Genomic DNA, 12883 nt, shown 5'->3' on the forward strand with positions numbered 1-12883 from the left:
GGCAGGGCATCGGAAAAGGGCCGGTGGGCGCGGGCGATGCCCGCGCCAGGTCGAGATCAGTCCGCCGGGCGCAGCTTCTTGACCTCTTCGTCGCTCGGCTGGAACTTGGCGCCATCGAGGTAGACGTAGTCCACCATCACGCCCTTGCCCTTGTCGTTCTTGGTCTTGCCGACGAAGGCGCCCAGCGTCGATTGATGGTCGACCGCGCGGTAGTTGAACTTGCCGAACGGGCCGGTGACCTCCAGCCCACGGAAGGCGGTGATCAGCTTCTCGGTCTCGGTGCTCTTGGCCTTCTTGATGCCTTCGGCCAGCGACTTGATCATGCTGTAGCCCACCACCGAGCCCAGGCGCGGATAGTCCTTGTACTTGCCGTGGTAGGCCAGGAAGAAGGCCTTGTGCTCCGGCGTCTGAATGCCGTACCAGGGGTAGCCGGTGACGATCCAGCCGTTCGGCGATTCATCCTTCAGCGGGTCGAGGTACTCGGGCTCGCCGGTCAGCAGGCTCACCACTTCGCGGCCCTGGAACAGGCCGCGGGTGTTGCCTTCGCGCACGAACTTGGTCAGGTCGGCGCCGAACAGCACGTTGAAGATGGCGTCGGGCTTGGCATCGGCCAGCGCCTGCACCACGCTGCCGGCGTCCAGCTTGCCCAGCGGCGGCGCCTGCTCGGCCACGAACTCCACGTCAGGCTGCGCGGCCTTCAGCAGCTGCTTGAAGGTGGCCACCGCGCTCTGGCCGTACTCGTAGTTGGGGTAGACGATGGCCCAGCGCTTCTTCTTGAGCTTGACCGCCTCGGGCACCAGCATGGCCGACTGCATGTAGGTGGAGGCGCGCAGCCGGAAGGTGTAGCGGTTGCCGTTCTGCCAGACGATCTTGTCGGTCAGCGGCTCGCCGGCCAGGTAGAAGAACTTCTTCTGCTTGGCGAAGTCGGTCAGCGCCAGGCCGGTGTTCGAGAGGAAGGAGCCGGCCAGCACGTCCACCTTCTCGCGCGAGATCAGCTCTTCGGCCGCGCGCACCGCGTCACCGGGGCTGGCGTTGTCGTCGCGGGTGATCAGCTCCACCTTCTTGCCCAGCAGGCCGCCGGCGGCATTGATCTCCTCGACCGCCAGCTCCATGCCCTTCTTGTAGGGCTCCAGGAAGGCGGGCTGCGCCTTGTAGCTGTTGACTTCACCGATCTTGATCACGCCCTGCGCATGCGCCGCGCCGGCCCAGGCCAGGGTGCTGAGGGCCAGGCCGGCCAGCGTGAGGCTGCGGCGGGTGGTCGAAGGTTGTGCCATCGGGGTTGCTCCTTGGAATCGTGCGGATCTGGGATGCGGAAGGATGGGGTGAGGTTCTGTGCTTCAGCGCAGGCCGTCGGTGCCCTGCACCTCATGGTGCTGCAGGCCGCCGATGCGCGGCAGCGGCCGGCCGCCATCGGTGACGACGACGCACACCACGATCTCGTTGGCACGCGGCGCGTCGCCGATGCGGGCCTCCATCGCGTCGAAGTGGCTGCGCACGTAGGCGGCGTCTTTATGCCCCAGCGGCACGTCGATCGCGGTGCCCAGGCCGCCGCGCTTCTTGCTGGAAGGCACCAGCGCCGCGCCCTTTTCGACCGCCGCGCGCAGCGGCGCGCCCAGCTTGGGGTGCAGGATGGCGGCGGCATGTTCCAGCTCGCCGCCTTCACCCACGATGGCGGCCTTGCCGTAGCTCTGCGCCTGGCCGGGCGCGATGCCCAGCGCCTGCACGCACCTGGCGCCCAGCAGGCCGCCCAGCTCTTCGCCGATGGCGACCAGCTCGTCCAGCTGCTCGGCATAGCGGCCGGCATACGGGTTCTCGATCACGGCCATGGCCAGGGCCTTGCGCACCGGCGGCTGCACCGGGCGGCCCATCTCGATGCGGGTCTCGTCCACCTGGACGACGATCTTGCGGATCTTGGCGGTCATGTGTCGGGGTCCTTGTACAAGTGCGCGCTCAGCGCAGGCCGTTCCATTGCGCGATGTCGGCGGCCTTGAGCCCGCCCACGCGGGCATGCACGCGGGGGCCGGTGCTCATGGCCAGGATCAGCACCAGCTCGTCGGGCAGCGGCGCGCCGGGCACGCGCACTTCCATCGCGTCGAAGTGGCTGCGCACGTAGCTGGCGTTGATGTGGGTCAGCGGCACGTCCAGCGTGGCGCCGGGCGGGCCCACCTTCTTGGTGGAAGGCACGATGGCCAGCGCATTGCCGGGCTGGCCGCTCTTGTCCTCACCCTTGCCGGCGGCGTAGGCGGCGCGGTCGCCCTTCCAGCCCAGCAGCTCGCGCATCGCATAGCCGCCCGGCACATGCCACAGCGCGCCATGTTCCAGTTCGCCGGCGGCACCGATGATGGCGCCCTTGCCATAGCCTTCGATGCGTTCGGCCGGCACGTCCATCGCGGCGCGCAGGTCCTCGGCCATGCGGATGCCCAGGGGCTGCAGCGCATCCATCATCGGCAGGATGTCGGCCACGTAGCGGCCGGCGAACGGGTTGGTCAACACGGCGCCGATGGCACCGCGCCGCAGCGGCTGCGCAGCCACCGGCCCGAACTCGTGGTGGATGTCTTCCACCTGCGTGAACACGCGTCGGATCTCGATCATCGGTACTTCCATCGCCGTTTCATTAAGCAAGTACTGAACCACTGGACGGTGCATCCAGCCACTGTCCTGCGCGGGCATTGTCCACGCTGGCAAAGCGGCCCTGGCAGGCCAGCACCGCGGCCCAGATGAGGCCGGCCGACTGCAGCCGCCGCGCCTCGTTCACACCGCGCTGCAGCGCCTGTTGCACCAGGGCCGCGGGCAGCGGCGGCACTGCCACCGTCACCGGGATCGCACCGAGGTCGCTGTCGTCCTTCAGATCGCAGGCGGGCCGCCGGTTGATGCCGGCATGCGGCACGTCCACCGCGTTGGCGATGACGGTGGCCGCCGCATCGGCCTGGGCGGCTGTGCGGGCCAGCACCGTCACGCTGTCGGCAATGCCCAGCGAGAAGCTGCGGCCGCGCCAGCCGCTGGTGGCCACGCCCCGCACCGGCAGGTGGGCCTGCACGGTGAACTGCGCATCGGTGGCCAGCAGGCCCTGCGCCTGCGCCGGCTGGAACTGCGCGATGTCGGCCAGCAGGCCCACGCGCACGCTGTGGCCTGGCGCCAGGTGCAGCGCGATGTCGCCGCCGTTGTTGATCCAGGCGCGGCGGATGCCGGGCCGTTGGTAGCAGGCGATCAGCTCCTGCGCCACGGCGCCGGCCACCGCCGCCATCGGCGTGATGAAGCCGGCCTGCAGCGGCGCGCAGGCGCGCCACATGCGCTGTGCGATGGGCCCGTCCAGCGGGCAGGGCGCGGCGCCCACCGGCTGGCGCAGCAGCGGCAGTTCGCCCACCAGCTCGGCCAGCACGCTGGCGAAGCGGCGCCAGGCCGCGGCATGGGCGGTCGCCACCGCGGCCGGCTCACCCTCGGCCTGGATCACCAGGTCGATGGGGCCGTGCTGCCAGTGCCAGCGGCCTTCGCCCAGGGGGTGGTGTTGCGGTTCCATCGTGGCCTGGCTCAACCGAGCAGCGGCGGCGCGCCCAGCGGCCAGCCGTTGGCCGGCAAGGCCCGCACGTCGCGCCGCTGCGTGGGCGCGCCGTCGTGGTGCCAGGCGCCTTGCTGCAACGCATGGGCGATGCTGCGCACATGGTCGGCGTGGCCGCCCAGCGCCTGGTAGTCGGCCATGGTCATGCTGAACTCGATGGGCGCGACGATGGCCGGCGTGGGCACGGTGCCGAAGCTGTGGTCGGGCATGCGCATCACGTCCACCATCACCGTGATGCCACCGCCCGCCCACACATAGGCCGGCGCGCCGCCGCAGGTCACGTTGACCATGCCCTGCTTGATGGCCCGCGTCAGCAGCACCGGGTTCTCGGTCACGCCCGCGCGCAGGCTGCCACCGGCGCCGGCCAGGAACATCACCGAGGTCATCGAGGGTTCGCAGTTCTCGCCGATGCGGTCTACCACGCGCTGCACCGCGGGTGGCATGGGCGCCGGCTGCGGCACCAGCTGCTCGTCTAGCACGAACCAGGCGGCATGCTCGCCAGTGGTGGACGTCATCAGCAGCCGCAGGCCGGGCCAGGCCACGGCAGCGTCCCAGCCTTCGATGATGGACAGCGGGTCGGCGATGTCGGTGCCGCCCCAGCCGGTGCCCGGGTTGGCCACCTGGAAGTAGCGGCCCGGCGTGGACTTGCGGCCGCGCACCTTCAGGCCCGAAGGCTTCATGTCCAGGCACTTGCCGGCCTGGTGCTCGGTGAGCACGCCGGTGATGTGGTCGTCCACCACCACCACCTCGTCGCACTGCCCCCAGAACTGCTTGGCGAAGATGCCGATGGTGGCCGAGCCGCAGCCCACGCGCATGCGCTGCTCTTCCACCCCGTTGACGATGGGCGGCCGGCCGGCCTGGATGGTGATCTGCGAGCCGCCGTCGATGCTGAGGTCGACCGCCTGCTTGTTGCCCAGCGCCTGCATCATCTCTACGGTGATGCGGCCCTCCTTCTTGCTGCCGCCGGTGAGGTGGTGCACGCCGCCCAGCGACAGCATCTGCGAACCGTATTCGGCCGTGGTGACGTGGCCCACCACCTCGCCCTTGCAGCGGATGTTGGCCTGCTCGGGGCCCAGCCAGCGGTCGGTGTCGATCTTCACCTTGAAGCTGCAGTAGCTGAAGATGCCCTCGGTGACCACCGTCACCATGTCCACCCCGCGCGCCTGGCTGGCCACGATGAAGGGCGCCGGCTTGTAGTCGGGGTAGGTGGTGGAGGAGCCCACGCCGGTGACGAAGAAGTCGTCGCCGCTGGCGGACGGCTGCGCCGGCGTGCTGCCGTCCAGCGGCAGCGCGTCTTCGGCGAGGGCCTGCGGGCCGCGGCGCAGGAACAGCACCGGATCCACGCGCACCAGCGTGCCTTCGTGGTTGGCGTAGCGGTCGCAGGCGCCGGTCTTGCCGGGCGAGATCTGGCACAGCACCGGGCAGGCGTTGCATTCGATCTTGCCGCTGGCCATGCGCTCATTGCGGGGCCGGGCGCGTTCCAGCACCTGCGGCATCGCCGGCAGGTCGAGGCCGGGCAGGCCATCGGTCTTGGTGTGTTCGTTCATCGGCCGCTGTGGTTTGGCGCGTGTGGTGAAGACGCTGTGTGCAAGAGGCGCGCCAGCGGTTTGGGCTTGCCGCGCACCATCCGTGTATGTAGCATTCACTTAACGCGGATGTAGTGCAGGCTACATCGGGAGCCGAGTTGGTGCAATCGGGCGAAGCACGCACCGGCGCAGGGCAAAATCGCGGCAAGCCGCCGCCTACACCACATCCAACCCTTTCGCATCAGGATCTCTCGCCATGAGCGCTTTCCACGAAGAAAAGGTGCTGAGCGTCCACCACTGGACCGACCGCCTCTTCACCTTCACCACCACGCGTGACGCCGGCCTGCGTTTTTCCAACGGCCACTTCACGATGATCGGCCTGCGTGTCAACGGCAAGCCGCTGCTGCGCGCCTACAGCATCGTCAGCCCCAACTACGAGGAACACCTTGAGTTCCTGAGCATCAAGGTGCCCGACGGCCCGCTGACCAGCCGGCTGCAGCACATCCAGGTGGGCGACACCGTGATCGTGGGCAAGAAGCCCACCGGCACGCTGCTGATCGACTACCTGCTGCCGGGCAAGCGGCTGTACCTGGTGGGCACCGGCACCGGCCTCGCCCCGTTCATGAGCATCATCCGCGACCCCGCCACCTACGAGAAGTTCGAGCAGGTGGTGCTGATCCACGGCGTGCGCCAGAAGGACGAACTGGCCTACCACGACCTGGTGACCGACCACCTGCCCAAGCACGAGTTCCTGGGCGAGATGATCAGCCAGCAGCTGCTGTACTACCCCACCGTCACGCGCGAGAGCTACAAGAACATGGGCCGCGTGACCGACCTGATGGTCAGCGGCAAGCTGTTCCAGGACCTGGGCGTGCCCAACATCGATCCGGCCGAAGACCGCGTGATGATCTGCGGCAGCCCGGCCATGCTGCGCGACCTGAAGCACCTGCTGGAAGAGCGCAAGTTCAAGGAAGGCAACACCACCACGCCGGGCGACTTCGTCATCGAGCGCGCCTTCGCCGAGCAGTGAGCTGCTGAGCGCTGAATCCCGCGAGCCCCCGAGTGCCGACCAAGCCCACGCGCCGACCCGCCGCCACCCCCGCCCGCCGCACGGCCGCGGGCACCCAGCGCCCGCCGGGCGTGCGCGAGCTGTCGGCCCGGGCCACGCGGGACAGCATCCTGAAGGCGGCCACCAAGGTGTTCGCCAAGCAGGGCTACGACGGCGGCAAGATCGACCAGATCTCCAAGGCCGCAAAGTCGTACGACCGGATGATCTATTACTACTTCGGCAACAAGGAAGGCCTGTTCGTGGCCGTGCTGGAGGAGTGCTACCGCCGCTTCAACGACGCCGAGGCCGAGCTGTCGATCGACGTCGAGCAGCCCGAGCAGGCGCTGACGGCGGTGATCCGGTTCATGTGGACCTACTACCTCAAGAACCCCGACTTCATCACGCTGCTCAACACCGAGAACCTGCACCGCGGCAAGCACATCGGCAAGTCGCTGCGGGCGCGCGAGTACTCCTCGCCGGCGGTGGACGTGATCGGCCGCATCCTGCACAGCGGCGTGGCGCGGCGCCTGTTCCGCGACGACGTGCCGGCCCGCGATGTCTACCTGATGATCGCCGGCCTGTCGTACTTCTACCTCTCCAACCGCTTCACGCTGTCGGCCTTCCTCGGCGAGCAGTTGGAGACGCCCGGCGCGCTGGTGCACTGGGAACAGTTCGTCATCGATGCGGTGCTGCGCACCGTCCGCCACAGGAGTTAACGCATGGCCGAAGCCGCCGCAGATGCCCGTTCGGGCAAGGTCGTCATCCGCAACATCGGGCTGCTGCTCTCGGGCGACCTCGACCGGCCCATCCTCGATGCCGACACCCTCGTGGTGGATGACGGCCTGATCACCGCCGTCGGCAAGCTGGCCGACTGCAACACCGAAGGCGCGAAGACCGTGATCGACGCCCGCGGCACCTGCGTGGCGCCCGGCCTGATCGACAGCCACGTGCACCCGGTGTTCGGCGACTGGACGCCGCGCCAGGGCCAGCTGGGCTGGATCGATTCGTCGATGCACGGCGGCGTCACCACCATGATCTCGGCCGGCGAAGTGCACCTGCCCGGCCGGCCCAAGGACATCGTGGGCCTGAAGGCGCTGGCCATCACCGCTCAGCGGGCCTTCGACAACTTCCGCCCCGGCGGCGTGAAGGTGCTGGCCGGCGCACCGGTGATCGAGAAGGGCATGGTCGAGAGCGACTTTGCCGAGCTGGCGGCCGCCGGCGTCAAGCTGCTGGGCGAGGTGGGCCTGGGCAGCGTGAAGGCCGGCTATGAGGCCAAGGAGATGGTGGCCTGGGCGCGCAAGCACGGCATCCAGAGCACCATCCACACCGGCGGGCCGTCCATTCCCGGCAGCGGCCTGATCGACAAGGACGTGGTGCTGGAGGCCGATGCCGACATCATCGGCCACATCAACGGCGGCCATACCGCGCTGCCCGAAGCCCATGTGTGCGAGCTGTGCGAGAAAAGCAGCCGCGGCATCGAGATCGTGCACAACGGCAACGAGAAGGTGGCCATTGCCGCCGCGCAGGCCGCGATGCAGCTCAAGTGCCCGCACCGGGTGATCCTGGGCACCGACGGGCCGGCCGGCTCGGGCGTGCAGCCGCTGGGCATCCTGCGCATGGTGGCCATGCTGTCCAGCCTGGCCAACATCCCGGCCGAGCTGGTGTTCTGCTTCGCCACCGGCAACACCGCGCGCATGCGCCAGCTCAACTGCGGCCTCATCGAACCCGGCCGCGCGGCCGACTTCGTGTTCATGGACCGCGCGCAGCACAGCGCCGGCCGCACGCTGCTCGAGAGCGTTCAGCTGGGCGACATCCCCGGCATCGGCATGGTGATGATCGACGGCCTGGTGCGCTGCGGCCGCAGCCGCAACACGCCGCCCGCCACCGAGATTCCGGTCGTGAGCTCAGTCGCTTAACTCTGCTCGCGCCCGCTCGGCATGCAGCCGCTCGGCCGCATCCACCGGCGTGCAGGCCACTGCTTCCTGGCACAGGCGGTCGGCTTCGGGCAGTCGTTTCTCGCCTTCCAGCATCACCAGGCCCTTGGCGAATTCCAGCCGCGCCAGTGCGCTGTCGGGCATCAGCCGCAGCGCCTGGCGGAAGTGGCGCAGCCCGGCTTCCACGCTGGCGCCCTGGGTGCGGCCCAGCAGCGACCCCACCTTGTCGATCACCTCGGCATGGAAGGCACCCAGCACGATGTGCGCCTCGCCGTGTGAGGGGCACAGCCGCACCGCGGTGTCCAGCGCGGCGCGCACCCGGCTGCCCATGCCCATGGCCAGCGCCTTGGCCACGCTGATGCTCTGGCTGTAGCGGCCCAGGGCCGAGGCCAGCAGGTAGTGCGCATTGGCATTGCCGGGCTCGGCCGCGGCCTGCGCCTCGGCCCGCTCGGCCGCCTGCAGGAACAGCGCGATGCGCGCCGCCTCGCGCGGCTCCAGGTAGCTGGCGTAGGCGATCTGCGCCTTGTTGGCCACGGTGGTGCCGGCGCGGCCGGCTGCGATGCCGCGGTCGCGGGCGCCCTCGAAATCGCCGGCGTGGAAGCACACCCAGGCCTGCAGCACGGCCTCGTCGGCCGGCAGCGGCTCCTGGTCGCCCTGGTGCAGCCGCGCCCACTGTGCGCGCACGCTGTCCATGTCGAACGGATAAAGCGGATAGGGAAAACCGGTCCACTGGCCCATGGGTACTTCTCTCGCGTCAGGTGGGCCTCGGTGGCCTCAAGGCAGTTGTGCGGTGGGCCGGGCCGGGGCTCGGGCCTGCAGCTGCTGGCGGGCGGGCTCGCCCAGGTAAGGCTGCAGCAGCGTCAGCAGATGGTAGACCGCGCGCGCCAGCGTGGCCTCGGCGCGCTCGGGCTCCAGCGCGTGACGGGGGTCGCGGGCGTATTCGTGGTTCAGCCAGTGGCTGGCCACCACCACCAGGCACTGCACCAGCGGCGCCCGCTCGGCCGGGGCGATGGTCATGGCGTGGGCCCGCACCAGGCCGTCCACCACGGCCTCCACCGCGCGGCCCTTGCGCTCCAGCACCGCCTGGAAGCGCGCCTCCAGCATGCGGTTCTTCGACAGCAGGTCGTTCAGGTCGCGGTACAGGAAGCGATACTGCCAGGCCACCTCGAACAGCTGCTGGAAAAAATGCCAGGCCGCTTCCAGCGAGTCCACGTCCGGCGCGGTGCCCAGGCGCTCGGCCAGCGCCTGCTCGTAGCGCTCGTACAGCGCGTTGATCAGGGTTTCCTTGGCGGGGTAGTGGTAGTACAGGTTGCCGGGGCTGATGCCCAGCTCCGAGGCGATCAGGGTGGTGCTGACGTTGGGCTCCCCGAAGCGGTTGAGCAGCTCCAATGCCGCATCGAGGATGCGCTCCGCGGTACGCCTGGGTTTTTTGGTCTGGGACTGCATGTCTCCGCCCTGGGGCCCCTCGGCCACTGGTGCGGCCACGTCTGCAGCCACCCTAGCACCGGCCGCCCGGCTTGTTGATCGGGACAAAACCAGCCCATCCCCACCCCGCCGGCATGGGCGGTGGGCACTCCCTGGTCTCCGGCAGGGGCGGCCGGCCCTCCCTACAATCGCCGCCCCATGCCCGCCGTATCGTTCCAGCACGTCGCCAAAACCTACCGGGGAGCCAGCGGCAGCTTCCAAGCCCTCGACGATGTCTCCTTCGACATCGAAGAAGGCGAATTCTTCGGCTTGCTCGGCCCCAACGGCGCCGGCAAGACCACGCTCATCAGCATCCTCGCGGGCCTGACCCGCGCCAGCACCGGCCGCGTCACGGTGATGGGCCACGACGTCGTGGCCGATTACGCCGCTGCCCGCAAGGCGCTGGGCATCGTGCCGCAGGAGCTGGTGTTCGACCCCTTCTTCAGCGTGCGCGAGACGCTGCGCATCCAGAGCGGCTACTTCGGCGTGCGCAACAACGACGCGTGGATCGACGAGCTGCTGGCCAGCCTCGGCCTGGCCGACAAGGCCGGCAACAACATGCGCCAGCTGTCGGGCGGCATGAAGCGCCGGGTGCTGGTGGCGCAGGCGCTGGTGCACCGGCCGCCGGTCATCGTGCTGGACGAGCCCACCGCCGGCGTGGACGTGGAGCTGCGCCAGACCCTGTGGCAGTTCGTCGCCCGCCTGAACCGCGAAGGCCACACGGTGCTGCTGACCACCCACTACCTGGAAGAGGCGGAGGCCCTGTGCCACCGCATCGCGATGCTCAAGCGTGGCCAGGTGGTGGCGCTGGACCGCACCGCCAACCTGCTGGCTGGCACCGCCAGCACCATGCTGCGCTTCAAGACCGACGACCCGCTGCCGCCCGAGATCGCCGCGCATGCCCGCGTGACCGGCCGCATCGCGCAGGTGACGGCGCACGACGCCGCCGAGGTGGAACAGCTGCTGGCCCGCCTGCGCGCCGCCGGCGTGCGGGTGGAAGACCTGGAGATCGGCCGCGCCGACCTGGAGGACGTATTCCTGGAAATCATGCAGGGCGCGCCGCAGGCGGCCGCCGCGCGGGCGGAGGTGACGGCATGACCACCGCTTTGTTCGCAGGCGCACGCACGCTGCTCTACAAGGAAGTGCTGCGCTTCTGGAAGGTGAGCTTCCAGACCGTGGCCGCGCCGGTGCTCACCGCGGTGCTGTACCTGCTGATCTTCGGCCACGTGCTGGAAGACCATGTGCAGGTGTACCCCGGCGTGCGCTACACCAGCTTCCTGATCCCGGGGCTGGTGATGATGAGCGTGCTGCAGAACGCCTTCGCCAACAGCAGCTCCTCGCTCATCCAGAGCAAGATCACCGGCAACCTGGTGTTCCTGCTGGTCACGCCGCTGTCGCACTGGGCCTGGTTCGCGGCGTATGTGGGCGCTTCCATGATCCGCGGCCTGGCCGTGGGCCTGGGCGTGATGCTGGTGACGGTGTGGTTCGCGCCGCCGGCCTTTGCCGCGCCCTGGTGGATCTTCGTCTTCGCGGCGCTGGGCGCCGGGCTGATGGGCTGCCTGGGGCTGATCGCCGGGCTGTGGGCCGAGAAGTTCGACCAGCTGGCCGCGTTCCAGAACTTCATCATCATGCCCATGACCTTCCTTTCGGGCGTGTTCTATTCGGTGCATTCGCTGCCGTCGGCGTGGCAGGCGGTCAGCCACCTGAACCCGTTCTTCTACATGATCGACGGCTTCCGCCACGGCTTCTTCGGCACCGGCGACGTCTCGCCCTGGCTGAGCCTGGGCGTGGTGGGTGTCAGCTTCCTGGCGGTGGCCGCGGTGGCGCTGCGGCTGCTTGCCAGTGGCTACAAACTCCGGGCATGAAGCTCACGAATCGATCACTGCCTTATGACCACATCGCCCTGCTGCTGCAGGGTGGCGGCGCCCTCGGCTCCTACCAGGCCGGCGTGTTCGAGGGGCTGGCCGAGGCCGGCATCTGGCCCAACTGGGTGGCCGGCATCTCCATCGGTGCGCTCAACAGCGCGTTGATCGCCGGCAATGCGCCTGAGCAACGGGTGGACCGGCTGCGCGAGTTCTGGAACACCATCTGCCAGCCCGCTTTCGTCGCGCCCAGCACCGACTGGATGCAGGCCGCGGCCGAGGCCGGCGGCGGCGCGCTGCGCACCGCCTTCAATGCGATGGAGGCGGCGCGGGCGGTGGTCGGCGGCCAGCACGGCTTCTTCGTGCCGCGGCTCACGCCGCCCTGGTGGCCGCAGCGGCCGTTCCATGAACTGAGCTGGTACGACGTGGCGCCGCTCAAGGCCACGCTGGAGCGGCTGGTCGACTTCGACCGCATCAACAGCGGCGAGATGCGCGTCACCGTCTCGGCCGTCAACGTGCGCAACGGCAACTTCGAGCGCTTCGACAACTCGCGCGGGCCCTGGAAGGGCCGGCTGCGGGCCGAGCATTTCATGGCCTCGGGTGCCTTGCCCCCGGGCTTTCCGGCGGTGGAGATCGACGGCGAGTGCTACTGGGACGGCGGCCTGGTGTCCAACACGCCGCTGACCGAGGTGCTGGCCGACACGCCGCGGCGCGACACCCTGGCCTTCCAGGTCGACCTGTGGAGCGCCACCGGCCCGCTGCCGGCCAACCTCTACGACATCGAGGAGCGGCAGAAGGACATCCGCTTTTCCAGCCGCACGCGGGCCATCACCGACCTGCTGTCGCGCGAGCAGAAGCTGCGCGCGCTGCTGCGCGGCGTGCTGGCCAAGGTGCCGCCCGAAGCGCGCGAAGGCTGCGAGTGGTGCGAAGAGGCGGCGCTGGAAGCCTGCGACCGCAAGCTCAACATCGTGCAGCTGATCTACCGCGACAAGGAGTGGGACGGCCTGAGCAAGGACTACGAGTTCGGCCCGCTGACCATGCGCGAGCACTGGGCCAGCGGCCTGGACGACGTGCGCCGCACCCTGGCCCATGCCGACTGGCTGAATCCGCCCACGCCCAAGGCCGCCGTGGTCACCCACGACGTGCACCGGGACAACGGCGCGGGCAGGTCTTCGCGGCGCAGGCGATAATCCGCCCGCCATGGCCGAACCCACACCCCAGCAGGTCCGCGACTTCATCGCCGCCGGACTGCCCTGCGAACACCTCGACGTCGAAGGCGACGGCCGCCACTTCTTCGCGACCATCGTCTCGGCCGAATTCAACGGCAAGAGCCGCGTGCAGCGCCACCAGCGCGTGTATGCCGCGCTCGGCGAGCGCATGCGCGAGGAAATCCACGCGCTGTCGATGAAGACGCTGACGCCCGCCGAATGGCAGGCCCAGCCCGCCAGCCCCGCCGCCGAGCCCCACCGCCACTGATCGACCCCGCGGCAAGC

14 protein-coding genes are annotated in these 12883 nt (G+C 69.3%); 7 read left to right on the forward strand and 7 right to left on the reverse strand.

Annotation, left to right across the window (positions count from 1 at the left end; translation table 11 throughout):
* Positions 1–56: 56 nt before the first annotated feature.
* The 5 genes from MW290_RS16270 to MW290_RS16290 form a co-directional block, all read right to left on the reverse strand.
* Entirely contained in the window at positions 57–1274 is a 1218-nt protein-coding gene (locus MW290_RS16270) for an ABC transporter substrate-binding protein (RefSeq protein WP_250198764.1), read from the reverse strand.
* A gap of 63 nt (positions 1275–1337) precedes the next feature.
* A complete protein-coding gene (locus MW290_RS16275) occupies positions 1338–1922 on the reverse strand; it encodes an amino acid synthesis family protein (RefSeq protein ID WP_250198765.1) in 585 nt (194 codons plus the stop codon).
* Positions 1923–1950: 28 nt separating this feature from the next.
* On the reverse strand, positions 1951–2592 hold the full coding sequence (locus tag MW290_RS16280) for an amino acid synthesis family protein (RefSeq protein ID WP_250198766.1): 642 nt from the start codon (positions 2590–2592) through the stop codon (positions 1951–1953).
* Positions 2593–2614: 22 nt separating this feature from the next.
* A complete protein-coding gene (locus MW290_RS16285) occupies positions 2615–3517 on the reverse strand; it encodes a UPF0280 family protein (protein ID WP_250198767.1) in 903 nt (300 codons plus the stop codon).
* A gap of 11 nt (positions 3518–3528) precedes the next feature.
* Positions 3529–5103 (reverse strand): 6-hydroxynicotinate reductase, encoded by a 1575-nt coding sequence (locus tag MW290_RS16290; RefSeq protein WP_250198768.1) that lies wholly within the window; start codon positions 5101–5103, stop codon positions 3529–3531.
* Positions 5104–5338: 235 nt separating this feature from the next.
* Here MW290_RS16290 and MW290_RS16295 point away from each other — a divergent pair, with 235 nt between their 5' ends.
* From MW290_RS16295 to MW290_RS16305, 3 genes are read left to right on the forward strand one after another with little or no spacing between them, the layout of a single operon-like run.
* Positions 5339–6112, forward strand: a complete 774-nt coding sequence (locus MW290_RS16295) for a ferredoxin--NADP reductase (protein WP_250198769.1) — start codon at positions 5339–5341, stop codon at positions 6110–6112.
* 32 nt (positions 6113–6144) lie between these two features.
* Positions 6145–6846 (forward strand): TetR/AcrR family transcriptional regulator, encoded by a 702-nt coding sequence (locus MW290_RS16300; protein ID WP_250198770.1) that lies wholly within the window; start codon positions 6145–6147, stop codon positions 6844–6846.
* 3 nt (positions 6847–6849) lie between these two features.
* A complete protein-coding gene (locus MW290_RS16305; protein WP_250198771.1) occupies positions 6850–8046 on the forward strand; it encodes an amidohydrolase family protein in 1197 nt (398 codons plus the stop codon).
* Here MW290_RS16305 and MW290_RS16310 read toward each other — a convergent pair.
* Both MW290_RS16310 and MW290_RS16315 read right to left on the reverse strand, forming a co-directional pair.
* Complete coding sequence (locus MW290_RS16310; RefSeq protein WP_250198772.1) at positions 8035–8802, reverse strand: tetratricopeptide repeat protein; 768 nt, start codon at positions 8800–8802, stop codon at positions 8035–8037. The genes MW290_RS16305 and MW290_RS16310 overlap by 12 nt on opposite strands.
* A 36-nt stretch (positions 8803–8838) precedes the next feature.
* Positions 8839–9510 (reverse strand): TetR/AcrR family transcriptional regulator, encoded by a 672-nt coding sequence (locus MW290_RS16315; protein ID WP_250198773.1) that lies wholly within the window; start codon positions 9508–9510, stop codon positions 8839–8841.
* Positions 9511–9687: 177 nt separating this feature from the next.
* Between MW290_RS16315 and MW290_RS16320 the strand changes: the two genes are divergently transcribed.
* The 4 genes from MW290_RS16320 to MW290_RS16335 are packed head-to-tail and all read left to right on the forward strand — an operon-like array spanning position 9688 to position 12866.
* On the forward strand, positions 9688–10626 hold the full coding sequence (locus tag MW290_RS16320) for an ABC transporter ATP-binding protein (RefSeq protein WP_250198774.1): 939 nt from the start codon (positions 9688–9690) through the stop codon (positions 10624–10626).
* Positions 10623–11393, forward strand: coding sequence for an ABC transporter permease (locus tag MW290_RS16325; protein WP_250198775.1), 771 nt, complete (start codon positions 10623–10625; stop codon positions 11391–11393). Before MW290_RS16320 ends, MW290_RS16325 begins: the two co-directional genes overlap by 4 nt.
* Positions 11390–12580, forward strand: coding sequence for a DUF3734 domain-containing protein (locus MW290_RS16330; protein WP_250198776.1), 1191 nt, complete (start codon positions 11390–11392; stop codon positions 12578–12580). The genes MW290_RS16325 and MW290_RS16330 overlap by 4 nt, the downstream gene beginning before the upstream one ends.
* 10 nt (positions 12581–12590) lie before the next feature.
* Positions 12591–12866, forward strand: a complete 276-nt coding sequence (locus MW290_RS16335; protein WP_250198777.1) for a BolA family protein — start codon at positions 12591–12593, stop codon at positions 12864–12866.
* Positions 12867–12883 lie beyond the last annotated feature (17 nt).

This window comes from Aquincola tertiaricarbonis, assembly GCF_023573145.1.
Lineage (GTDB): Bacteria > Pseudomonadota > Gammaproteobacteria > Burkholderiales > Burkholderiaceae_C > Aquincola > Aquincola tertiaricarbonis_B.

Coding starts and splice junctions, on each gene's coding strand:
- MW290_RS16305 (WP_250198771.1), top strand. CDS start 6,850: ATGGCCGAAGCCGCCGCAGATGCCCGTTCGGGCAAGGTCGTCATCCGC.
- MW290_RS16320 (WP_250198774.1), top strand. CDS start 9,688: ATGCCCGCCGTATCGTTCCAGCACGTCGCCAAAACCTACCGGGGAGCC.
- MW290_RS16280 (WP_250198766.1), bottom strand. CDS start 2,592: ATGATCGAGATCCGACGCGTGTTCACGCAGGTGGAAGACATCCACCAC.
- MW290_RS16310 (WP_250198772.1), bottom strand. CDS start 8,802: ATGGGCCAGTGGACCGGTTTTCCCTATCCGCTTTATCCGTTCGACATG.
- MW290_RS16270 (WP_250198764.1), bottom strand. CDS start 1,274: ATGGCACAACCTTCGACCACCCGCCGCAGCCTCACGCTGGCCGGCCTG.
- MW290_RS16290 (WP_250198768.1), bottom strand. CDS start 5,103: ATGAACGAACACACCAAGACCGATGGCCTGCCCGGCCTCGACCTGCCG.
- MW290_RS16325 (WP_250198775.1), top strand. CDS start 10,623: ATGACCACCGCTTTGTTCGCAGGCGCACGCACGCTGCTCTACAAGGAA.
- MW290_RS16315 (WP_250198773.1), bottom strand. CDS start 9,510: ATGCAGTCCCAGACCAAAAAACCCAGGCGTACCGCGGAGCGCATCCTC.
- MW290_RS16330 (WP_250198776.1), top strand. CDS start 11,390: ATGAAGCTCACGAATCGATCACTGCCTTATGACCACATCGCCCTGCTG.
- MW290_RS16275 (WP_250198765.1), bottom strand. CDS start 1,922: ATGACCGCCAAGATCCGCAAGATCGTCGTCCAGGTGGACGAGACCCGC.
- MW290_RS16295 (WP_250198769.1), top strand. CDS start 5,339: ATGAGCGCTTTCCACGAAGAAAAGGTGCTGAGCGTCCACCACTGGACC.
- MW290_RS16285 (WP_250198767.1), bottom strand. CDS start 3,517: ATGGAACCGCAACACCACCCCCTGGGCGAAGGCCGCTGGCACTGGCAG.
- MW290_RS16335 (WP_250198777.1), top strand. CDS start 12,591: ATGGCCGAACCCACACCCCAGCAGGTCCGCGACTTCATCGCCGCCGGA.